A 20,539-nucleotide genomic window follows, 5' to 3' on the forward strand; every position below is an offset into this window, starting at 1 on the left:
TTCCGTTAGCTTTCAAATGTTCTTCATTTTCCCTACATTGTCCGACTCTTCTCCCCCGGTACTTGTCCACCGGCCGCTACTTACGATTCTCGAAGTGAGCTTTTCATGCGTCGTCCTCCTTTTCTCGTTGCCTTCTCGGGCCTGCTTCTGGCCGCGCTCGCGCCAGCCTGCTCCGGCCCCACCGACCAGACGCCTGAAGAGCCGATCATCGTCATCGAAGATGACCCCGTGAAAGACACCGATGCCGATGCCGGTGCCGACGCCACCCCCGATACCGATACCACCCCGCCCCCTTCCGGAGAGGTCGACGGAGAGGCCTGCCAGAGCGATCGCGACTGCCGCAGCGGCTTCTGCGCTCCCGAGCCCGACTGGCCCGGCGGCTACTGCACCACCATCGATTGCAACTCCCGCGCCGATTGCCAGAGCGATGGCCAGAACAACGCCTGTTTGCTGCCAGGCCGCGGCTCCAACTTCTGTGTGCGCATGTGCACCTCCACCAGCGAGTGCCGTGAAGGCTACATCTGCATGGGCATCAGCAACAGCGAGGGCTACTGCGCTCCCAACCCCGCGCCCCCCTTCGATGGCATGGGTGAGGACTTCCCCTTTGAGGTCACCTGTACCCCGGCGCCCGAGGGCCGCGCCGATCTCCGCTTCAACGTCTCCGAGGGGCTGCACTCCTTCACCGTGGTCCCCTTTGTGGAGTCCGGCTACCGCCTGGGCCCCAACTCGGTGACCGCCAACGAAGACGGCACCTCCTTTAACCTGCGCCAGGGCAACTCGTTTCAGGCCGCCGGTGCACAGCTCTTCGGGTTCATCAACCCCACCATTATCCCGGCCGTCCCTCAGGACGTCAGCAAAGTGCGTTCCGGTGAACACACCTACCGCCTGGCCACCAACGCCGGCGAAATCTGCCACTACGTGCTGGAGCGTCCCACCCGCGGCAACACCATCGACCTGAACATCTACCTGGTCGGTCTGGGCGGCAAAGGCCTCACCGCCCACAACGCCCACAACCATAACGACCTCCAGGAGGTCCTCGGACACGTCGAAGACACCTACAGTCAGGCGGGTATCACCCTGGGCCAGGTGCGCTACTTCGCCGTCGATGCGGAATCGGAAGCCGCCTACCAGGTCGTGCGCAGCGAAACCGATGTGGCGCGGCTGGCCATGCTCACCGAACCTCCCGGCACTGACGCCGACAGCGTGCTCAGCGCCAATCTCATTCTGGTCAAGAGTTTCAGCTTCACCGGCGCGGAAGGCGTCCTGGGTATCTCCATGGGCATCCCGGGCGCCCCGGCCTTGCACGGCTCCGGAATCAGCGGCGTGGCACTGACCGGCGCCTACATCGGCACCGAGAGCAGCTGGGGCTCCAATCCCCTGGATGGCAACGAATTCACCGCCTCGATCATCGCCCACGAACTCGGTCACTTCCTGGGACTCTTCCACACCACCGAGACCACCGGCAGCTCCTTCGATCCTCTGGCCGACACCGAGCGTTGCACCGACCTGGGCAGCTCCAACCCGACGTACTGCCCGGACTGGGGCAACATGATGTTCCCCCTGGCCGATGTCCGAAACACCGAAATCTCGGCCGGCCAGGCTCACACCATGGGCGTGAACCCCCTGATCAAGTAAGTCTGCTGACCTCTCGCCACCCTTTTTGCATCACCTTTTTGCCCCAAGAGATCGTATGAAACTCTGGCTTCTTACTCTGGCACTGCTCAGCCTCATCGCCTCGCCCGCTATGGCCGAGAATGGCGATCGTCGCGTCTCCACCCCCTCGTCCGATACTCCCGGCGATGTGCGCCCCTCCCAAGGCGACGCGCACATCGAAGAGGCGGTGCTGATGCTCCTCTCCCAGCACCACCAGGTCCCCACCCGCAAACAGCTCGAAACCCTCACTCCCCGGGCAAAAGAAATCGTGGGGCGGCTGGCCCGCACCGAAGGGCTCTTTGCCTTCCATCGCGAGCGTGCGCTGCTGGCGATGGGACACTGGCCCGACGACGCGACCTTTGCCTACTTCCAAAGCCTGCTGCAGGCCCCTGACACCGAGGAGGGCCTGGTCCACACCCTGATTTCCGTGCTCGCCAGCAGCTATGGCGAGCGCGCGCTGGACGTGCTCTCGCCACTGCTTCTGGGCCATGACGACGTTCAGGTACGCCTGAGCGCCGGCGCAGCCATCGGCTCACTCAACAGCGATGCCGGTGCCAAGCTCCTGGACGTGGCCATTGACCAGGAGCCCAACGCCATCGCTCGCCAGCGCCTGGAAGGCTTCGCCGCCCGCCTGCGCTAAGCCCACCGCGGCCCCGGACGCCTGCCTCTCAGGCAGGCGCCTCGGTAGCCAGGCGCGCCACCTCCGAGAAGACTCGCTGCGCATTCCCTTCGGTGATCTTCTCGATATCCGCCGCGCTGTAGCCGCGCTGGCGCATCCCCTCCACCATCTTGCCGACATCTCGGCAGTCGCGATGATCGGCCAGGATCGCCGGCAACCACCCGTCGTAGTCCGAGCCCAGAGCCACGTGCTCCACGCCGACCCGCTCCACAAAATAGTCCAGATGATCGAGCGCCACCTCGCTGGTCGCGCGCCAGCTCCCGCATAAATACCCGGGCGCAAAGATCACCCCCATCACGCCCCCGGTGGCGGCAATGGCGTCAATCGCCGCGTCGCTGATATTGCGCGGATGCTCATAGAGCCCCCGCGCCCCGGTATGCGTGCAAAAGACCGGTGAGTGGCTGGCGGCGCAGGCATCAAGCACCCCGGGGTCATTCACATGGGCCAGGTCCACGACCACCCCGTAGCGGTTCAGCTCCTCGACCAGGCGACGCCCAAACGTGGTCAGCCCATCGCGATCATTGCCTCCCCGCCCCATCGCCGGAGTCGCCGCCGAATTGGCCGAAAAATGCGTCAGAGTCAGGTAGGCCACCCCCATCTTTTTGAGCTCCGCGACGCGCTCAATCCTGGCGTTGAGCATATGCGCCCCCTCCACCCCTGGCGCCAGCCCCAGCCTGCCCTCGGCCTGCGCCTGCTCCCAGTCCTCGCTCACCATGATCCGCCGCACCCGCGCATCCTCCCGGGCCACCCGATCCAGGTAAGCAACCTGACGCTTCAACTCCTGCCAGCCGCCCTCACGCTCCACCGGCCAGTAGTGCACCCCCAGACAAGCCCCGGAGTACTCGGCCTCGAGCATCCGGGGGATGTCGGCGTGCCAGAAAAGCGGCTGCCCGCGCATCCCGCCGCGGTGCTTCTTGCGGATATCGTAGCGGAAAAGCCGCTGCTGAATGATGCTATCGACGTGCAAATCCAGAATGCCCAAGCCATCACCTCGCCAGTATCAGCCCACAAATTGCGTCTCAGGGCTTCGACTCTAGCGGGAGATGCGCTCCGGCGCACGCATCGCGCACGAGCCGCTCAACCGCCCCCCCAGCATCCGGCAAATCGCGCCCAATTCATCAGCGTCCACATCGTCAAACGCCCCGGGGCGGTCGCTGTCCACATCGAGCACCGCCACCACCTGACCATCGGCCAGCAGGACCGGCACTACGATCTCGGAGCGCGTGCTCGCCGAGCAGGCGATATGCGCCGGGTCGGCCAGGACATCGTCGACCAGCTGAACCTCGGCACTGCGCGCGGCACGGCCGCATACCCCCCGTTCAAAGGAGATGCTCAAACACCCATGGCCGCCCTGGTAAGGCCCCACCTTGAGCAGCCCCGGGGACACCACCCGGTAAAACCCCGTCCAATCAAAATCCTCAAACGCGTGATGGAGCTCACAGACCACCGTGGCCATCATGGCCACCTCGTCGTGCTCTCCCTCCAGCAGCGCGTCCAGGCCTTCGATCACCTCGCGGTAGCGCGCCCTGCGTGCTCGACGCGACTGCCCACGCGCCAGTCCCCCTCGCATCACGATTCCTCACGGGGCTCAAAGCGCAACGACGCCGAATTCACGCAAAAGCGCATCCCGGTGGGCTCCGGCCCGTCGGGGAACACATGACCCAGGTGCGAGCCGCAGCGCGCGCACAGAATCTCGGTGCGAATCATCCCGTGGCTGCGATCCAGACGCGTGGTCACTCGCTGCGCATCGATCGCATCGTAGAAACTCGGCCACCCGCTGCCCGACTCGTACTTGGTTGCCGAATCAAAAAGCGGCGCCCCGCAAACCACGCAGGCATACACGCCGTCACCCTTATGATTGTAGTACTTCCCGCTAAAGGGCGGCTCCGTGCCGCACTGTCGAGTGATCTGGTAGGTTTCCTCGCCGAGCAGCTCCCGCCACTCCTCCTCGGTGCGCTCCACCGAGAAGTCGATGTCTTTCTTATCTTCGCTCATCGTCTCTCCTGATCGTGCCATACGTCGACAGGCGCCGCTGCACGGCCACTTGCACTTGGGGGGCTCCCCTGTCTAACAATAGGCCGACACGGGAAACTCCCACCGCGATGCCCTCCTCGGGCACTCGACTCAACTTTTCACCCAGGCATCCTCGTGACTTCCTCCCCCATTCACAAGCCCCTATCGCCCCGCGCTCGAGCCACACTCTGGGCGGCTGCCTGCGCGCTTGCGCTGCTGATGGGCCTTCCCGCCATCGCTCAGCAGAGCGCCACGCCGACCGAGAGCACCACCGACCCCGCCACCGGCTTTGACCTGGAACGCATCAAAGTCCTGCGCGTCGAACGCAAGCTCCTGCTCGATCAGCAGCGCGAAGACCAACAGGCTCTCCAGAAAGAGATGGCCGCGCACGTCAACCATCCCTCGGTGATTGCCGGAGTGATGGAACGTCGCCGCCACATGGAGCGCCTGGCCCAACTCGATCGCATCAAACAGATCGGCGATGAAAACAACGATCAGGCGCTCATCGAGCGCGCCGCCGCCGCGCGTGACCTGGAACTGCGCCGCTACTTCATGTGGCGCACCCTGCAGCGCACCAACAACCTGGAGGCCGCCCGCATCCTGCCTCAGACCGACACCCCGGGAGAATGATCATGCCCACCCTTCAACGCGCCCTGCTCGCCATGGTGATGCTCGCCATGCTGAGCAGTGTGGCCTGCAAAAAATCCAGCCCCCAGGAGCCGCTGCGAGTCGACGAGGCGGAGTACGAAAAGCCCGAGATCAAACCCTCGGTCTCCACCCCGCTGACGCGTCAGCAGCTCGAGTATCAGCAGAGCGCCCGCGAGGCCATCACCTCCGAGAACGCCGTCAAAGTGCTCGCCGACATGGAACAAGAGATCCAGTCGGAGATCGATGAACTCCAGGCGACCTTTGATGAGCTCGAACTGGAACTCCCCGAAGACTGAGGGGTTCAGGCGGGTAACATCTGGCCGGGAGTCTCCTGCTCGGGAGTCTTTTGGCCAGGCCCTTCCGACCTGAGATCGTCGAGATACGTACGCAGCGCCTGCGCAATGGCGTCGGGGTGGCCCAGCAGCCCGGTGTGCGTGGCCTCCGCCAGCCAGAGTAGTCGGGCCCCCGGGATCAACGCCGCCATCTCCCGGCCCAGCGCCCCGGGCGAAAACACATCGCGCCCCCCGGCAACCACCAGCGTGGGCGCCGAGATACTCTCCAACACATCCCGAGCCGAGTGCTCCTGAGCCGCCAGCCCCAACGCATGCCAGCTGGGAGGATCGATCCCCGCCAGGGTCTCATAGAAGGGGGTCATCGCCGCGGCGCTCACGCCGCGGCCCACCACCCCGCTGAGCTGTGCCAGACGGTGAACCCCGGGCAGTCGCCCGGCCCGGGCGCTGGCCCGCAACAGCGTGGCCACCACCGGCGGACGCACCCGGCGAAAGAGCTTATAGAGCCCCGGCCCCACCCGCGGATCGACCAACGTATCAAAGGGCCGCTCAAAGGGCCCCAGAATCGGCACCAGCCCGGCGATGCGCTCGGGCATCTGTCGCCAGGCCTCCAGCACAATCTGGCAACCAAAGGAAAACGCCACCAGCACCGCGCGCTCCACCCCGGCGGCGTCCATCACCCGCCGAAGATCGTCGGTACACCCCTCCACCGTCAGGCTCGCCGGATCCCGGGCCGCACACGAGCGCCCATGCCCGCGCAGATCCCAGGTGATCACCCGCACGCTCTCCCCCAGCGCCTCGACCAGGCCGTCCCAGTAATAGGTCGAGGTGGCATAGCCATTGGTAAAGATCACCGGCAGCCCCTCACCGCCGTGGTCCCAGTAGGCCACCGAGGTTCCGTCCGCTGCGATCGCCCACTTTGTCACCGGTTCCGACATCGTTGTACTCCACATCGCCTGTGTTTCGATCTCCGGGGAGCCGGCCAGCCGGGCTTTAGTCGTAGCCTTCGATCTGACGCACGTGCACTTCCACCGGGGCATCGTCCACCCGCATCCAGCCGGCAGCCCGGGGGCCCTGAACCTTGACCCACCACTGCTGCGCGCGCGGGCGCCAGCGCTCGCCAGCCTGCTCCGCAGGCTCCGCTTCCTCCAGGCGAACGCCCTCCTCGGGACACCCACTCAACACCACCAGTCCGCGCGCTCCCAGATAGCAGCTGCCCTCGCCATCGTATTGATAAAGCGCCAGACGCTCCCCCTCTTCCAATTCCAGGCGAATCTCCTCGGCCTCCAGCTCCTCAAAGGACTGATCGTAGGCCAGCCCCACCAGCTCGCGCGGGCTCTCCAGCAGGTAGTAGCGGGGCTCGGTCACCCGCACCCGGGTGTCCTGCCAGCGCAGCTCCTCGGTGTCCATCCACCCGGCGCGGTCAACGACCTCGGCCTGCGGATCGGGCTCGGCCAGAAGCGCCACCTCCCGCTCTCCCCCCAGCCACATCAGGTCAAAGGTGTAGAGCTCCTCTCGCCCCGGCCAACTCACAAAGGTCAGCGGCCCGGGCGGCGGTTCGACCACCTCGACGACCGGCTCCTCTTCCACCGCCGCCACCGGGGGCTCCACAGGTACCGCCTCCTCCTGGACGCTTTCGGGAGCCGGCGCCGGCCCCTCTTTTTCGCACGCCACCAGCCCCCCGATCATCACGATCGCTGCCCATTTCTGCCTGGCCATCATCTCCTCCTGAACTCACATCAGCGCGCCTCGACGCCACCCGGTGCATCTGCGACTATCACGCCATCTACGGGATTTAAAGCACCTCGCCAGGGAGTCTGACGTGCACCACCCCCAACGCCACATCATCAAGCTCGTAGGGCTGCTCACGCTGGTGATCCTGGCGGCCATCGCCCTCATCCGGGCGCTGGCCCCCGCCGAGGACGCGCCCCTTACGCCCCCGGCCCCCGCCCCGGCGTCGGCCGAGCGCTCGCCAGGCCCGGCCCCCGACGCCCCGGCCGACCCGCTGGCGGCACTGGAACTCGACGATCCGCGCCTGCTCCCCTGCCGCCAGGGCGACGCCCGCGCCTGCCACGAGCTGGCGACCTCCATCGCCTTTGACACCACTCGCCAGGAGGGCCTGCCCCAGTCCCTGGTGCTCCTCCACCGGGCCTGCGAGCTGGAACTGGCCGTGGCCTGCCGCGACCTGGGCATCGTCTACGAAGAAGGCGTCGGTGTGGACCTCAGCCCGGAGCTCGCCCGCGACTTCTATCAACGGGCCTGCGATCTCGGCGAGCAAGAGGCCTGCCTCGACGCGGTGGGCGTGGGCACCACGGCCGGATTTGCCACCTACGCCCCCCGCTGGCAGGCCCAGTGCGATGAGGGCGACCCGCTGGCCTGCCTGGACCTGGCCGTGGCCCTGCTCCAGACCGCCGAGGTGCGCGATCCCCAGCGCGCCCACGCCCTGCTGGAGCGCGCCTGCCAGCTCAACGCCCCCGAGGGCTGCCTGCGCCTGGCCGCCCTCCAGGCCGAACTCGGCCACCCGCAAGAGGAGGTCAACGCGCAGATCGCCGCGGCCTGCGACCAGGGCTACGGCCCGGCCTGCACCACCCTGGCCCAACGCTTCAGCGATGCCAACGCCGACCCCGCCACCGTCGACACCTACTACGCCCGGGCCTGCGAGCTCGACGACACCGACGGATGCGCCGAACACGCCCTGCGCCTGGCCCGCACAGACCAGCTGACCGAGGCCCGCGCTCTCTGGGAGGCCGGCTGCCAGCGCTGGCATGGCTACAGCTGCTTTCACCACGCCCACTCCTACCTCAACACCGGCTCCGGCCAGCTCGCCCCCCCCGAGATGGTCTTCGGCTACGAGCGCGCCTGCACCCTCAATGTGCCGGTGGCCTGCTACAACCTGGCCATCTACTACAACACCCGCCAGCCCGACCCGGACTTCGCCCGGGGCCGCACCTACCTGGAGCGCGCTTGCCGGCTCGACCACCCCCAGGGCTGCGTCTTTTTGGCCCAGATGCGCACCAACGGCCAGGGCGGTCCCGCCGACCGCGCCGGGGCGCAAGAGGCCCGGCAACGCGCCTGCGACCTGGGCGATAGCGCCGCCTGCCCTTGACGTACGCGCTCCCACGACTAGCGTATCGCCTGCCCGCAATGCTTAATGCTCGCGCGCTGGCCAGCCGGCCGGCGCCACCTGAAATGCCAACCTTTTGAACTGTGAGATGGTCATGATGCGATCCCTTCGTCCCCTCCTCGCCATGCTGACCTGCGCGGCCATGATCGCCGCCTGCGACAGCCCCCCCACCCCCAAGACCGACGCCACCCCGGCCGAGACCGAAGCCGCCTCGGCGGAGCAGGCCAGCGAAGAAAGCGCCGCCGCGGCCGAACAAGCCGAACAAGCCGGGCAGGAGGCCGCCCCCGAAGCCCAGACCAACCCCGAACTCCTCGACCCGGCCAACGCCTCGGAGCAAGCGCCCGAGCAATTCCGCATCAACTTCGGGACGACCAAAGGCAACTTCGTCATCGACGTCAACCGCGAGTGGGCCCCCCGCGGCGCCGACCGCCTCTACAACCTGGTCAAACTCGGCTACTACGATGACGTGGCCTTCTTCCGCGTGATCGACGGGTTTATGGCCCAGTTCGGCATCCACGGCGACCCGAAGGTCAACGAAGTCTGGCGCGAAGCCCGCATCAGCGACGATCCGGTGGCCCAGTCCAACGAGCGCGGCTTTGTGAGCTTCGCCACCGCCGGCCCCAACACCCGCACCACCCAGCTCTTCATCAACTTTGGCAACAACGCCAACCTCGATCAGATGGGATTCGCCCCGGTGGGCAAGGTCGTCGAGGGCATGGACGTGGTCGATAGCCTCTACAAAGGCTACGGCGAAGGCGCCCCCCGCGGCCGTGGTCCCGACCAGGGCCGCCTCCAGCAGGAAGGCAACACCTACCTGCGCGCGAACTTCCCCGACCTCGACTACACCACCGAAGTTCGCATCATCGAGTAACGCCGGGAGCATCTAGCCCCCACTCAAAGCCCCCTTCGCCTCGGCCGAAGAGGGCTTTTTTCATGAGTCCCCCGACCTCGCGCTCTGTCGCGCGCAGAACACCCACTTGAGCCCTCGCCCCCCACTTCTGCACCTGCAGAACGCCGGCTTACTGCGGGCTGGCGAGCCCCTGGCGCGCGTCGCGGCGCCACAGCCAGGCCAGGTACCCCGTGGCGTAGAGGATTCCGAACGCCGTGAGCGCCAGGGCGTGCTCCAGAAGCGCCGCGCCCATCAACGCGTTGAACAAAAACCCCAGCGACGCCGGTAGCATCCGCCGATCCACCGCCAGCGCCAGCACCACCAGGTTGAGCATGAAGATCAGGTTCTCCAGCGGCACCACCATCTGCACATCCATCCCCATCACCCAGCCCACCACGCGCAGCACGGTGGAGGTGGCCAGGGTAGCCCCCACGGCCAGCATGATGCTGTAGGTGGCGCGGTTCTGAATCAGGCGCTTTCGCCAGCGCCATACCGCCAGAAAAAACACCCCGGCGATTCCGCCCATCTCCGCCACGATCATCGGCCAGGTCGGCGTCACATCCAGCAGGCGCACCAGGGCCACGTGGGCCAGGGGAAAGAGCGTCCAGACCACCCCGAGCCACATCGCCAGGCGAGCCCGCGCGAGACTCCCCGGACGCAGATCCAGGGCGCGTTTCATCCGCTCCAGACGGGCGACCTCAGCCGCGCGGGCCTCCTCCAGACGACGCGCCTCCTCCAGGCGCGCCCGCAACGCCTCCTCCCCACCCTCTAACTGAGCGATCAACGCCTCGGCCGCCGCCAGCTCGCCGCGCTCCAGCTCAAAGCCCGCCATCTCCCGCAACAGCCCGTGGAGTTCGCGCTCGGCGGCGCCATTTTGCGCCCACACGGCCAGCGCCTGCTCATAGGCAAAACGGCTCTCCGAGAAGCATTGCGTGACCTGAACCGCCGCCTCGCGCAGCGCCGCCTCCACGCGCTCGTCCTGGCGAGCCTGCTCCTCCTGCCAGACCCGCAGCGCCCGCTCAAACTGCTGACGCCGGCACCGCGCCGCCTCGGTGAGGCGCCCCGACTCGCGATGCTCCAAAAAGGCCTGGATCCGGGCGCGAAACGCCTGCACCGACGTCACCCGGGCCCCCGGGTCGGCGGCGGTCGCCTCGGTGATCAGCGCGGCCAGCTCCGCATCGACCTCCGGGCCCAACACCGGCGGCTCGGAGGCATGAGCCGCCACCAGCGTGGCCATCAGCGTCCGGCCCTGATGGCGCATTCTCCCGGTCACAACCTCATGCAGCACGCTGCCCAGCAGGTACACATCGGTCCAGGTCCCCAGGCGCGCCCCCTCGGCCCCGGCCATCTCCGGGGCCATGTACCCCGGCGAGCCCGCCACATCGCAGACGTCGACCGCCCGGGGCAACGACTGCTCGTGCTGATCCAGGGTCACGGCCAGCCCCCAGTCCAGCACGTACACCTCGCCATAATCGCCGAGCATCACGTTTTCGGGCTTGAGATCGCGATGGAGAATCCCCCGGTCGTGCGCGAAATGCACGGCGTTGCACACCTGGATCAAAATCAGCAGATGCCGCTCCAGCTCGTCGCTGCCGGCGAACACCGCCGGCAGCCTCCCCGGCTCGGCCAACGCCTGGGCCCAGCTCACCCCCTCCACGCGCTTCATCACCAGCATGGGCGAGCCGGCCTCATCGACCCCCAGCGCATGGACGGGCACGATGTTGGGATGCTCCAGCCTCCCGCTGATCCAGGCCTCCCTTAAGAGCGCCCGCTCGGCCTGGGGAGTGCGCCGCTCGTCGCGCACGCTTTTGAGCGCCACCTCCCGATTGAGCGAGCGCTGATGCGCCAGGCGCACCACCCCCATCCCACCTTCGCCCAGGGTGCGCGCCACCCGAAACTCCACCGATGTCCCTCGCTCCTCCCCTTCCACCAGACGCGGCAACGAACGGCGCAGCCCGGCGTCGACCCACGCCCCGCTGCTCTGCGCCGCGCGGGCCGCGCCCAGCGTTTCGCTGCCTTCCATCAGCAGCGTGGCGTGTTCCTGATCCAGGGTTTCCCACAGCGCCAACAGCTCGCCGCGCGCCTTCGTGGTGTGGGCGGCCGCGGCCGCCTTCGACTTTAAGGTCATCTCGTGTCCAGTTTGCATCTGCTCGCGCCACAGGTTACCTAATCCCCACGGGGTCACCTGGCGCTGGTTTCATCCTCATCGATGCCTTCGAATATTCGGAGCCCCGCTGCGTCACAGGTTTAACACGAGGTCACGACCGGGATCGACACGGGCGTGATCGCGATTAAACTCCTCTTTTGTCCTGGCTTCATTGCTTTCGTCCGAGGAACACGATGTTAAACGCTAGCACTCGCCATGCTCTGGCCAGCCGCCTCTTCGCCCTTCTGAGCTCCGCACTGATCCTCTTGAGCGCCTCGCTGGCCTTCGCCGGCTCCAGCGAACCGGTACGCCCGATCAACCTCTCCGACTCCCAGCGCGCCCGCATCGAACGCGGCGACGTGTTGACCTCCCTCAAGCAGGGGGACCGCGTCAACCGCGGGGTCGCCACCGGCATCATTCAAGCCCCCATGGAAGACGTCATCCCCCTGGTCGCCGAGTGCTGGAAGTACGGTGACTGGCGCGACAACATCAAAGACACCGCACTGATCAGCCGCTCCAGCGCCGAGCGGGTCGTCTGCTCCGGCACTGCCAAGGTGCCCTTCCCGGCCCGCGACCGCGATGGCCACTTCAACGTCCATAACCACACCCGCACCCTGGGCGGGGTGGAGAGCTTCGTCTCGACCTTCTCCTACATCGAAGGCTCCGGAAACATGGGCGACATGTTCGGCTACTGGATCCTTCAACCCTACGGACCCAACAACGAGCACACGCTGATGCGCCACGTGCTCAACGTCGACATCGGCGGCTGGCTCCCCGACTTCCTGGTGCGCTGGGCCACCCGCCGCACCCTTCCCGACATGGTCCTGGGGGCTCGCCAGTACCTGGGACAGCTCAAGAACCAGAACCTCTCCGCCCCCAACTTCTGGAAGGAGCACTCCTACGAGTGAGCCCGCCACTGGTCGAGCGTCCGGCTGGACGCTCGGCAGATGATGAAGCATCATCCCCTGCACTTACGATGGATGTTCGCTGGCTGGAGCTGCGATGCAACGAGGCTGTAGCACCATGGGCGCGCTCTTGGGCGCGCCCCTCTTTGCGCTCTTGACCCTCTCCATGATCGCCCTGGGCTTACTCGACAGCGACCAGGCGGTCGCGGCGACCATCGCCGCGCTGATCTTCGCGGCGCTCACGCTTGTCTTAAGCATCGTGGCGGTGCGCGGCATCCGCCAGAGCCGGGAAAACGCCACCGTGGATGAGCTCTCCCAGGAGGAGAATCGCATCCTACGCTACGCTCAACACAAAGAGGGGCGCCTCACCGTGGAGGAGGCGGCGCTGGGCTGCCATCTCTCGGTGGACCAGGCTCAAGAGCTCCTCGATCGGCTGGTGATGCGCGGTAGCGCCGACACCTGGCCCTCGGAAGCCGGCTCGCTGGTCTATGTCTTCCGCGGCCTGGGCGATGAGCAAGACAAACTCAGCGCCGAAGATCCCTTTCTACACCTCGAACCCTGAGTCGTTTCCACTCAAGGATGCCCATGATGCCCCGCATTCGCTCACGCGCCGCCCTCTTCGTGCTTCTCTTTTTTCTGCTGGTGCTCCCGAGCGCAGCCTGGGCGCAGCGTCCCGCGGCTCAAGCGCTGCCCCAGGTCGCCCGTCTCTTTGAAGAGAACCGCGACCAGGTCGTCTCGGTGCAGACCGAGATGGCCGCTCCTCAGGGCAGCATTAACCCCTTCTTCAACCCCAACCCGGGCGCGCCCTCCCGCGGCCAGGGCTCCGGCTTCATCGTCGATGAGAGCGGGTTGATCGTAACCAACTGGCATGTGGTCAGCGACGCCCAGACCATTCAGGTCTCTCTGGCCTCCGGCGACGTGCTCTCCGCCCAGCTTATCGGCGCCGACCCGGCCACCGACCTGGCACTGCTGCGGGTAAGCGCGCCCTTTGCGCTGCCCGCCGTCCGACTGGGCACCGCCAGCGATATCGAACCCGGGCAGTGGGTCGTGGCCATCGGCAGCCCCTTCGGGCTGGAGCACTCGGTGACCGTGGGCGTGTTAAGCGCCACGGGACGCGCCCTGGGCATGGGGCCCTACGACAACTTCCTGCAGACCGACGCCTCGATTAACCCGGGCAACTCCGGGGGCCCGCTCTTTAACCTCAATGGCGAGGTGGTCGGGGTGAATACGGCCATCATCCGCGGGGGACAGGGCATTGGATTTGCAGTTCCGGTGGACGTGGTCACCGAGATCCTCGACCAGCTGCGCGACCCGGGCTACGTCTCGCGGGGCTTCATCGGCGCCGGTGTGCAAGAGCTCTCAGAGGCTCTGGCCACCACCTTCAATGTGGCGCCCAGATCCGGCGCGCTGGTGCGCTCGGTCGAAGCCAACAGCCCGGCGGCCCGAGCCGGACTGGAGCCCGGCGATATTATCACCGCCTTCAACCAGGCTACGGTCACCGAGCCCGCCGACCTACTTCGCGCCGTGGGGCGCGTGAGCCCGGGCTCGGAGGTCAAGCTGAGCTACCTGCGCGAGGGCCAAGCGGCCAGCACCGATCTCACCGTCGCGGAGCGCCCCGATCCCACCCGCGCCCAGGTGGAGCGGGCCCGGGGCGTCGCCCCCAAACCCTTTGACGGACGTCTGGGCGTGTTCTTAAGCGCGGTGACCCCGCGCAACGCCGGCCGCGCCGGCGGTCCGGCCGGCGTTGGTGTGCTGGTGGAACGCGTCGAGGCGGGCTCCCCGGCCTCGGGCATCCTGCGCCCGGGAGACGTCATCCTGAGCATCGCCGGCATCGACACTCACGATCCCCGTGAGGTCCCCCGGGTTCTTCAGCGACAGCCCGCCGAGCGCCCCATCCGCATCCTGCTGCGGCGCGGCGGCGAGCCCCTCTTCGTCGCCGTTCGCCTCAAGACCTCCTGAGCCGGCCCGCCCCGGGGCGGGCCGCCTTGAGCGCGCTTAGTCCAGAACCTCGACCTCATCACGGGTGACCGCCCGCAGAAGATCGCTGAGCTCCCGCCAGCGATCTTCGTCTTCGCGATGCACCTGACGCACCTGGCTGACCAGGTCTTTGGCCCGGCGGAACGCTCCCACCAGGTCTCCGGACATGTCGGTGGGGTTGCGAATGTCCATCAACAACGACGCCAGAGACTCCCCCCGGGCCCAGCGCTCTCCCAGGGGCATTAACTCCGGCGTAAACACCGATTCCTGCCCCACCAGCTCGTCGCCGTCGGCCACGACATCCGACTCGTAGACCGCTTCCAGCGCTTCAAAAATCGGCCACCACTTATCGTTGTCCGGAGCATGCACCCGGGCCGAACGCGGCAGGGTCTGCACCAGCCCGCACATCACCCCGAAGAGTTCCGCCGGGCTGAGATCTTCGATCACCCCTTGCAGAATCAGCTCGGTGACAAAGAGCTCCTCAATCTTAATGTGGCGTAAGATCTTCGCCGGCGCCTGCAGCTCATTCTGGGGTCCCAGGTAGCCATGGGTCTTCAAAAAAGCCACTTTTCGGGCAAATGCCTCCCACAGACGCGGGCGCTCCACCTGCACCAGCTCCCGGCGCATTCCGGCCAGATCGCGGCGCTTGCGACGAGTGAAGCTCTCCTGGTCCTCCTCCTCCTCCAACACCTCGATTCGAGCGCGCAACGCGGTGGCCGAGCACCCATCCTGATAAGCCTTAAAACTCTGCTCGAGCATGTAGCGGATATGCTCTTCATCAAAGCGATCGACCAGGTTGACCACCGAGTGGAACGAGAGGTTAAAGGCCGAGCGTACCGGCTCACTCTCACCGCTCATCAGACGCTTTAAGAGCCCTCGCACCTCGCCATACCCACTGAAATCCTGACGAATCAGCACATTGCCCACCGGGTCAATCCCCCGACGCCCGGCCCGGCCGGCCATCTGCATAAACTCGCGAATGGTCAGCGGCACAAACTCCGTTCCGTTGTACCGGGTCAGGCTGTCGAAGATCACGGTACGGGCCGGCATGTTGATGCCCAGCGCAAAGGTCGAGGTGCAGTAGAGCACCTTCAGCAGCCGCGCCTCGTAGAGCTCTTCGACCAGGGCCTTCAGCGCCACGTGAAGCCCGGCGTGGTGAAAAGCAATGCCCTGGCGGTACATCCCCCGAAGTTTCCGGGTAAGCACCTGCGGATGCCGCCCTTCAAAGGCCTCCAGATGCTCGTCGATCTGGCGGGTGAGGTGTCCGTCGGCCAGCCTGCGTCCCACCCGGGAGTGCGCCAGCTTTGTGGCGAAGACCTCCACCATTTTACGGCTGTAGATAAAATAGAGTGCCGGGAAGTCGTCGCGCCCCAACAGCTCGATCATCTCCAGATGCGTCGTGGGTTTGGCGCCGGAAAACTCCTCGCGGCGGCCTCGTCCCCCGCGCTTTCCTCCCCGATTGCGACTCCCCCGAGACGAGCGTCGCCCACCTCGCGCCTCGTCCCCTCCCTTGCGTGCTTTTTTCTGCTCGTTCTTCCAGCGCGCGAAGCCCTTTTCATACGCTTTAACGTCCGCCGCCCCGACCTCGTTATTGGCCAGACGAATCTGCAGGGGCACGGTGCGCTCGGTCTCCAGCACCACCTTGACCTCGGAGCGCCGGATCTGGGAGAGCCAGTGGGCAAACTCCTCCAGGTTTGAGAGCGTGGCCGAGAGGCCCAGCACCCGCACCTCCGAGGGCAGGTAAATCAGCAACTCTTCCCAGACCGTGCCCCGCTCTGGATCGTCGAGAAAATGAATCTCGTCGATGATCACGGCCTTAAGCCGCTTTAAGTCCGGCAGCGCCACATCCGAGGGCGAAAAGAGCTCGCCTTCGGCGAGCTCCTCGCCCGCCGCGCGTTCGGTCGCGTCTTCGGAGCGATGCCCCTCCAGCAACATATTGCGCAGGATTTCGGTGGTCATAATGCGCACCGGCGCGTCCCGGTTAATCACCAGGTCCCCGGTCACCAGCCCGACCTTGTCGCGGCCAAAGAGCGCGCTGTACTGACGATATTTCTGGTTGGAGAGCGCCTTGACCGGGGCGGTGTAAATGACCTCCCCCTGGCCTTCGAGCACATGCTCGATGAGGTAGTCGGCGATCAGTGTTTTGCCGGTACCGGTGGGCGCCGCCACCAGCACACTATGCCCGCCCTCAATGGCCTCAATGGCCTGACGCTGAAACCCGTCGAGCTTTAGCCCGCGATACTCCATATCACGCTCCCTGTATGGCCTGCCCGATCACCGCCGTGGCGACCGCCCGGGAGCGCGCCGCGGCGCTCTTTAGAGGTAGTCGCTGAAGCGACGAATCGACAGGTCGAGGTACTCTTCGTTCTGATCCAGCCCCACGTAGCGGCGCTTGTTTTTAAGCGCGGCCACCCCGGTGGTCGACGAACCGCAGAAGGGATCGAGAATAAGATCGCCCTCATTGGAGGCCGCCTGCACGATGCGGTCCAGAAGCGCAATCGGCTTCTGCGTGGGGTGCTTCCCGTGCTCCTTCTCGCCTTTACGCGGCGCCATGATGTTCCACAGATTCTTCATCTGCTTGCCGCCGTTCATCTCCTTCATCACCTTGTAATTGAAGGTGTGGCGGGTGTCATGGTCGCGTCCGGCCCAGATCACCGTCTCGGTGCCGTGAGTGAAGTAGCGGCAGGAGAGGTTCGGGGGCGGATTGACCTTAAACCAGGCAATGTCATTGAGGATCTTGAACCCCAGCGACTGCATCGCAAACCCGATCGAGAAGATCACGTGATGCGTACCGCTCACCCACATCGTGCCGTTGGGCTTCAACAGGCGCTGACAGGCCTGGAGCCAGCGCAGGTTAAACGCATGGTTTTCTTCCACGCCCTGCGAGCGATCCCAGCGCCCCTTGTTCACCGAGACCATCCGGCCAGATTTGCACGTGACCCCATCGTTCGACAGGAAGTAAGGCGGGTCGGCAAAGATCATGTCGAACTGCTCCGGCTCCATCGCCTCCAGCAGCTCCAGCGAGTCGCCCTTATAAAGGGTCACCCCGCCGTCATGCTCATAGTAAGGAGAGAGTACCGCCGCCCGTTCTTGCGCACGTGCTTGCATCGACTTCCCTGTCGTTTACACCCCCTCTCAACCGATTCCCTGGTCAGGGGGTGGGCCATCCGTGGCCATTAGCGAAACGCATCCATGGTTCCGGCTGCGGTATGCTGTCCCGGAGCGAACGCATACCCAGCTCTGTGGCGATCTCGTGACTTTAGTCAGCAGAGATCGCATAACCTCTCTAAGTGCTTGAAATTGATCAACTTTTGGCGCCAAAAACCACAATCGTGCGCCTGATCGATCAATGATCTCAAAGCCTTAACTCGATCTGGCTCCGACCCTAAGAGTGCGATCGATCAGTGTCAAGGTGCTTTGCCTAAAATTCACCGTTGTTCGATCGGGAGGCGATCACCTTAGGACGAAAAACCATTAAATCTCAAACAATTGCACCATCTCTTCCCAGAGTATACTCAGCGAGGCGTTGAGCTGGTGACGGTCGTCCACCTCCACCAGACGCACGTTATCGTGGTCCCGGGCGTAGCGCCTGGACGAGGCCACCGGCACGGTGAGGTCCTTGCGACCGTGAATGATGACCACCGGGCAGTCGACCTCTGGCCAGGGGTCATGGGTGCGAGCGTCTTCGATAAAGCGCCAGCTTACCGGCTCAAATCCGTCATCGGGCCCCGGAAGCCGGAGCTCCCCCTGCTCTTCCCAACGCTTCATCCGGCGCGGACCCACCAGCGTGGGCCAACGCTGCGGCAAATCAAATCCCGGCGCCAACAGAAGCAAGCGATCCACCCGCGTGGGATTGAGCTGCGCCCAGCGCGCGGCCAGATACCCTCCCATGCTCGCCCCCACCAGCCGCCAGGGGCGGCCATCCGGCGCGACCTCGGCGTCGAGTCGATCCATCGCCCTGAGCGCCTCGCTAAAGGTCAGGTCGTAAAATGAGGGGACATTCAGGTCGGGCTCATGCAGGTCATAGCCGTGCTCCCGAAGCCTGGCTGCCAGCCAGCTCCCCTTGGTGGAGCCTGGCCCCGAGGCAAACCCGTGCAGGTAGGCGAGATGAAAGTTGGATGATGGGTTCAAACCTGCTCCTTAATTGCCCCCTGAGATCCCCAGAAGCTCTGTGGAGGCGCACAGAACGATAACTTTGACGAATCTATGCGTTGACGTCTGGAACGCCACACAGACGCTCCTGCGAGCCGCAGGATCAAAAACGGCCACTCCCATCGGGAGCGGCCGCGCGTGCTCGTCCGGGGCCGCCCTGCGGCCCGCCTGGAAGGGCTCAGTCCTTACCGAAGAGCTTCGACATAAAGCCCCCCTTCTTTTTCTTCTCGCCAGGTTGCGGCACCGCGAAGGTAGGCGCTGCTCCGGGAGCGGGCGGAAGGTCGTCATCGCCCAGGAGCTCATCGAGGATGTCTCCTTTCTTCTCGTCTTCGGGCTCCTTCTTACCCTCGATTTCGCGGCGAGCGTTGGCCAGCAGCGCTTCAAAGGAATCGGGCGCACTCAGGTCGTCGCTGTCGCTGACGGAGCTCTCGGAGAGCCCGACACCCAGACTCAAATTGAGTTCGTCCGGCTCTGAACTCTCATCCATGGCGAGCAAGGAAAGGAGCTCTTCGCTGGGCGCCTCCTCGGAGGGCTCTTCACCAAACTTCAGCTCCAGCGAATCCGAGTCTTCGGCGAGTTCCACGGCACCGGAAGGCTCTTCGAGCTCCAGCTCCAGCGAATCCGAGTCTTCGGCGAGTTCCACGGCATCGGAAGGCTCTTCGAGCTCCAGCTCCAGCGAATCCGAGTCTTCGGCGAGTTCCACAGCATCGGAGTCCTCGTCCAGGTCTGCCACCTCGTCGAGGAGGAGTTCGACCGAGTCGGACGCCTCCGCCGGCGTCGACACCGGCTCTGAGAGTTCCAGCACTTCCTCGTCGGCGTCATCCTCGACCACATCGAGCTCGTCACTCAGGTCCACCACCGGCGTCTCCGCCAGGGGAAGCGAGGGGGGCTCGGGTGCGACGGGCATCGGCGATTCCTCAAGCTCGTCAGGCGCACTGCCAACACTCGCCGCTTCGTTGCCACCGCCGCCAAAGAGGTCGTCGCCACCGCCGCCAAAGAAGTCGTCACCGCCACCACCGAAGACGTTATCAAAGAGCTCGTCGATGTCGTCGTCATCACCGGCCGAAGCAAACGCTTCAAACTCGCGGGCGGCCTCCTCCAGGTGATCGGTCCCGTCGAAGGCCATCACTTTGAGGCCCCCTTCGGTGTGTTTAAGCGCCCGATCCCCGGCCAGGGCCCGAGCCGCCGGCGCCGGGACGGGGCTCTCGGCCGGCGCCTCGACCTCTTGCGCCGCAAAAGCATCGCCGTCCTCAGCCTCACTCACCGGCGCAAAAAAGTCGTCGTCGGCGCCCTGCTCCGCCGGCGCGAAGAGCTCGTCTACAGATGGGTCTGCCGGCGCAAAGGGGTCCTCCGCAGCCTCATCCGCCGCCGGGGCCGCCGGCGCAAAAAGGTCGTCGAGAACATCCATCTCCGGCGAAGGCTCCGAGGCCTCTGCCAGGGATTCGGGCTCTGAGCCCTGAGCCAGCGCCGCAGCCACCACCGCGGCAGGGTCGTCTACCACCGCCCCGGTCTCAATCGCCGACTCCGAGGCCGACGCGAAGATCTCGTCGCCGGAGGCGCTGCTCCCCTCGTCGGTGTCGTCCCTACCGGAGGCCGCTTCGTAGAGATCGTCGGGAATCTCCGCCTCGGCGGTATGCTCGTCTTGAGGCTCGGACGGGACCTCGGCGGGCACATGCACCCCGGAATGCTCGCTCTTGCTACGAACGACCTCGTCGATCAGCGCCTTGGACTCCGGGCTGAGCTTGGTGAACTTCACCAACATCCCCACCGGGCCGCTCTCCCCGTCGCGCTCCACCCCGCGCAGCTGACGTACCACCCCCTCGCCAAGCAGCGCGGAGGTGCCATCGGCCAGCAGAAACTGAAAACGCACCGTCGTGCCCACCGGCTTGAGCTTCTGGGGAGACATGGGCACGAACATCCCGCCTGCGGAGATGTAGCGGCCGTAGCCTTCTTTAAAAGCCTCAATCGACGGATATTTTAGCCGCGCACGAATCGCGGAGAAGTTGCTATCGCTCACCGAACTGCCTCATCCCTTCAAGAAGGGCCGCGCCGCTTGCCGCCAG

At 65.6% G+C, this 20,539-nt stretch carries 19 protein-coding genes; 9 read left to right on the top strand and 10 right to left on the bottom strand.

Going from position 1 to position 20,539, the window contains the following annotated elements; all coding sequences use genetic code 11:
- The first annotated feature begins 105 nt into the window (after window positions 1-105).
- Window positions 106-1,635 carry a hypothetical protein gene (locus tag DL240_RS01320; RefSeq protein ID WP_111728049.1) on the top strand — a complete coding sequence of 510 codons (1,530 nt, stop codon included), beginning with the start codon at window positions 106-108 and terminating at the stop codon, window positions 1,633-1,635.
- A 55-nt stretch (window positions 1,636-1,690) separates the two neighbouring features.
- The gene (locus DL240_RS01325; protein ID WP_111728050.1) at window positions 1,691-2,293 is read left to right on the top strand and encodes a HEAT repeat domain-containing protein; all 603 of its coding nucleotides are present in this window, start codon (window positions 1,691-1,693) and stop codon (window positions 2,291-2,293) included.
- 28 nt (window positions 2,294-2,321) lie between these two features.
- Here DL240_RS01325 and DL240_RS01330 read toward each other — a convergent pair whose 3' ends face one another.
- The 3 genes from DL240_RS01330 to msrB are packed head-to-tail and all read right to left on the bottom strand — an operon-like array spanning window position 2,322 to window position 4,327.
- Window positions 2,322-3,314 carry a dipeptidase gene (locus DL240_RS01330; protein WP_111728051.1) on the bottom strand — a complete coding sequence of 331 codons (993 nt, stop codon included), beginning with the start codon at window positions 3,312-3,314 and terminating at the stop codon, window positions 2,322-2,324.
- 51 nt (window positions 3,315-3,365) lie between these two features.
- Window positions 3,366-3,902: a GAF domain-containing protein gene (locus DL240_RS01335; RefSeq protein WP_111728052.1), complete on the bottom strand. Its 537-nt coding sequence runs from the start codon at window positions 3,900-3,902 to the stop codon at window positions 3,366-3,368.
- Window positions 3,902-4,327: a peptide-methionine (R)-S-oxide reductase MsrB gene (gene msrB, locus DL240_RS01340; RefSeq protein WP_199589695.1), complete on the bottom strand. Its 426-nt coding sequence runs from the start codon at window positions 4,325-4,327 to the stop codon at window positions 3,902-3,904. Before msrB ends, DL240_RS01335 begins: the two co-directional genes overlap by 1 nt.
- 237 nt (window positions 4,328-4,564) lie before the next feature.
- On the opposite strand from msrB, the gene DL240_RS01345 reads away from it, so the two are divergent.
- Both DL240_RS01345 and DL240_RS01350 read left to right on the top strand, forming a co-directional pair.
- Window positions 4,565-4,975 carry a hypothetical protein gene (locus DL240_RS01345; RefSeq protein ID WP_111728054.1) on the top strand — a complete coding sequence of 137 codons (411 nt, stop codon included), beginning with the start codon at window positions 4,565-4,567 and terminating at the stop codon, window positions 4,973-4,975.
- A 2-nt stretch (window positions 4,976-4,977) separates the two neighbouring features.
- Complete coding sequence (locus tag DL240_RS01350; RefSeq protein ID WP_111728055.1) at window positions 4,978-5,289, top strand: hypothetical protein; 312 nt, start codon at window positions 4,978-4,980, stop codon at window positions 5,287-5,289.
- Window positions 5,290-5,294: 5 nt separating this feature from the next.
- Here the strand turns inward: DL240_RS01350 and DL240_RS01355 are convergent, their stop codons facing one another.
- Both DL240_RS01355 and DL240_RS01360 read right to left on the bottom strand, forming a co-directional pair.
- Entirely contained in the window at window positions 5,295-6,221 is a 927-nt protein-coding gene (locus tag DL240_RS01355) for an alpha/beta fold hydrolase (protein WP_158542272.1), read from the bottom strand.
- A 55-nt stretch (window positions 6,222-6,276) separates the two neighbouring features.
- Window positions 6,277-7,002: a hypothetical protein gene (locus DL240_RS01360; RefSeq protein ID WP_111728057.1), complete on the bottom strand. Its 726-nt coding sequence runs from the start codon at window positions 7,000-7,002 to the stop codon at window positions 6,277-6,279.
- Between the two features lie 103 nt (window positions 7,003-7,105).
- On the opposite strand from DL240_RS01360, the gene DL240_RS01365 reads away from it, so the two are divergent.
- Window positions 7,106-8,389 carry a tetratricopeptide repeat protein gene (locus tag DL240_RS01365; protein WP_146618034.1) on the top strand — a complete coding sequence of 428 codons (1,284 nt, stop codon included), beginning with the start codon at window positions 7,106-7,108 and terminating at the stop codon, window positions 8,387-8,389.
- Between the two features lie 112 nt (window positions 8,390-8,501).
- Window positions 8,502-9,278 (top strand): peptidylprolyl isomerase, encoded by a 777-nt coding sequence (locus tag DL240_RS01370; RefSeq protein WP_199589696.1) that lies wholly within the window; start codon window positions 8,502-8,504, stop codon window positions 9,276-9,278.
- Window positions 9,279-9,426: 148 nt separating this feature from the next.
- On the opposite strand, the gene DL240_RS01375 is transcribed toward DL240_RS01370, so the two are convergent.
- A complete protein-coding gene (locus DL240_RS01375; protein ID WP_111728059.1) occupies window positions 9,427-11,442 on the bottom strand; it encodes a serine/threonine-protein kinase in 2,016 nt (671 codons plus the stop codon).
- A gap of 194 nt (window positions 11,443-11,636) precedes the next feature.
- Between DL240_RS01375 and DL240_RS01380 the strand changes: the two genes are divergently transcribed.
- From DL240_RS01380 to DL240_RS01390, 3 genes are all read left to right on the top strand, one after another.
- A complete protein-coding gene (locus tag DL240_RS01380; RefSeq protein WP_111728060.1) occupies window positions 11,637-12,350 on the top strand; it encodes an SRPBCC family protein in 714 nt (237 codons plus the stop codon).
- 94 nt (window positions 12,351-12,444) lie between these two features.
- Window positions 12,445-12,909, top strand: a complete 465-nt coding sequence (locus tag DL240_RS01385) for a hypothetical protein (protein WP_146618035.1) — start codon at window positions 12,445-12,447, stop codon at window positions 12,907-12,909.
- A 26-nt stretch (window positions 12,910-12,935) separates the two neighbouring features.
- A complete protein-coding gene (locus DL240_RS01390) occupies window positions 12,936-14,306 on the top strand; it encodes a trypsin-like peptidase domain-containing protein (RefSeq protein WP_158542273.1) in 1,371 nt (456 codons plus the stop codon).
- A gap of 36 nt (window positions 14,307-14,342) precedes the next feature.
- Here the strand turns inward: DL240_RS01390 and DL240_RS01395 are convergent, their stop codons facing one another.
- From DL240_RS01395 to DL240_RS01410, 4 genes are all read right to left on the bottom strand, one after another.
- The gene (locus DL240_RS01395) at window positions 14,343-16,571 is read right to left on the bottom strand and encodes a DEAD/DEAH box helicase (protein WP_111728063.1); all 2,229 of its coding nucleotides are present in this window, start codon (window positions 16,569-16,571) and stop codon (window positions 14,343-14,345) included.
- Between the two features lie 69 nt (window positions 16,572-16,640).
- Complete coding sequence (locus DL240_RS01400) at window positions 16,641-17,432, bottom strand: DNA-methyltransferase (protein WP_111728064.1); 792 nt, start codon at window positions 17,430-17,432, stop codon at window positions 16,641-16,643.
- A gap of 366 nt (window positions 17,433-17,798) precedes the next feature.
- On the bottom strand, window positions 17,799-18,455 hold the full coding sequence (locus tag DL240_RS01405; protein WP_111728065.1) for an alpha/beta hydrolase: 657 nt from the start codon (window positions 18,453-18,455) through the stop codon (window positions 17,799-17,801).
- Window positions 18,456-18,654: 199 nt separating this feature from the next.
- Window positions 18,655-20,493 (bottom strand): PilZ domain-containing protein, encoded by a 1,839-nt coding sequence (locus tag DL240_RS01410; protein ID WP_111728066.1) that lies wholly within the window; start codon window positions 20,491-20,493, stop codon window positions 18,655-18,657.
- Window positions 20,494-20,539 lie beyond the last annotated feature (46 nt).

Origin of the sequence: Lujinxingia litoralis (assembly GCF_003260125.1) — a bacterium.
In the GTDB taxonomy this organism is placed as follows: domain Bacteria; phylum Myxococcota_A; class Bradymonadia; order Bradymonadales; family Bradymonadaceae; genus Lujinxingia; species Lujinxingia litoralis.

What these genes read in the sequence shown, in the direction of transcription:
- DL240_RS01320 (WP_111728049.1), top strand. Translation starts at nt 106, where the DNA reads ATGCGTCGTCCTCCTTTTCTCGTTGCCTTCTCGGGCCTGCTTCTGGCC.
- DL240_RS01325 (WP_111728050.1), top strand. Translation starts at nt 1,691, where the DNA reads ATGAAACTCTGGCTTCTTACTCTGGCACTGCTCAGCCTCATCGCCTCG.
- DL240_RS01335 (WP_111728052.1), bottom strand. Translation starts at nt 3,902, where the DNA reads ATGCGAGGGGGACTGGCGCGTGGGCAGTCGCGTCGAGCACGCAGGGCG.
- msrB (WP_199589695.1), bottom strand. Translation starts at nt 4,327, where the DNA reads ATGAGCGAAGATAAGAAAGACATCGACTTCTCGGTGGAGCGCACCGAG.
- DL240_RS01345 (WP_111728054.1), top strand. Translation starts at nt 4,565, where the DNA reads ATGGGCCTTCCCGCCATCGCTCAGCAGAGCGCCACGCCGACCGAGAGC.
- DL240_RS01350 (WP_111728055.1), top strand. Translation starts at nt 4,978, where the DNA reads ATGCCCACCCTTCAACGCGCCCTGCTCGCCATGGTGATGCTCGCCATG.
- DL240_RS01355 (WP_158542272.1), bottom strand. Translation starts at nt 6,221, where the DNA reads ATGTCGGAACCGGTGACAAAGTGGGCGATCGCAGCGGACGGAACCTCG.
- DL240_RS01360 (WP_111728057.1), bottom strand. Translation starts at nt 7,002, where the DNA reads ATGGCCAGGCAGAAATGGGCAGCGATCGTGATGATCGGGGGGCTGGTG.
- DL240_RS01370 (WP_199589696.1), top strand. Translation starts at nt 8,502, where the DNA reads ATGATGCGATCCCTTCGTCCCCTCCTCGCCATGCTGACCTGCGCGGCC.
- DL240_RS01375 (WP_111728059.1), bottom strand. Translation starts at nt 11,442, where the DNA reads ATGCAAACTGGACACGAGATGACCTTAAAGTCGAAGGCGGCCGCGGCC.
- DL240_RS01380 (WP_111728060.1), top strand. Translation starts at nt 11,637, where the DNA reads ATGTTAAACGCTAGCACTCGCCATGCTCTGGCCAGCCGCCTCTTCGCC.
- DL240_RS01385 (WP_146618035.1), top strand. Translation starts at nt 12,445, where the DNA reads ATGCAACGAGGCTGTAGCACCATGGGCGCGCTCTTGGGCGCGCCCCTC.
- DL240_RS01390 (WP_158542273.1), top strand. Translation starts at nt 12,936, where the DNA reads ATGCCCCGCATTCGCTCACGCGCCGCCCTCTTCGTGCTTCTCTTTTTT.
- DL240_RS01395 (WP_111728063.1), bottom strand. Translation starts at nt 16,571, where the DNA reads ATGGAGTATCGCGGGCTAAAGCTCGACGGGTTTCAGCGTCAGGCCATT.
- DL240_RS01400 (WP_111728064.1), bottom strand. Translation starts at nt 17,432, where the DNA reads ATGCAAGCACGTGCGCAAGAACGGGCGGCGGTACTCTCTCCTTACTAT.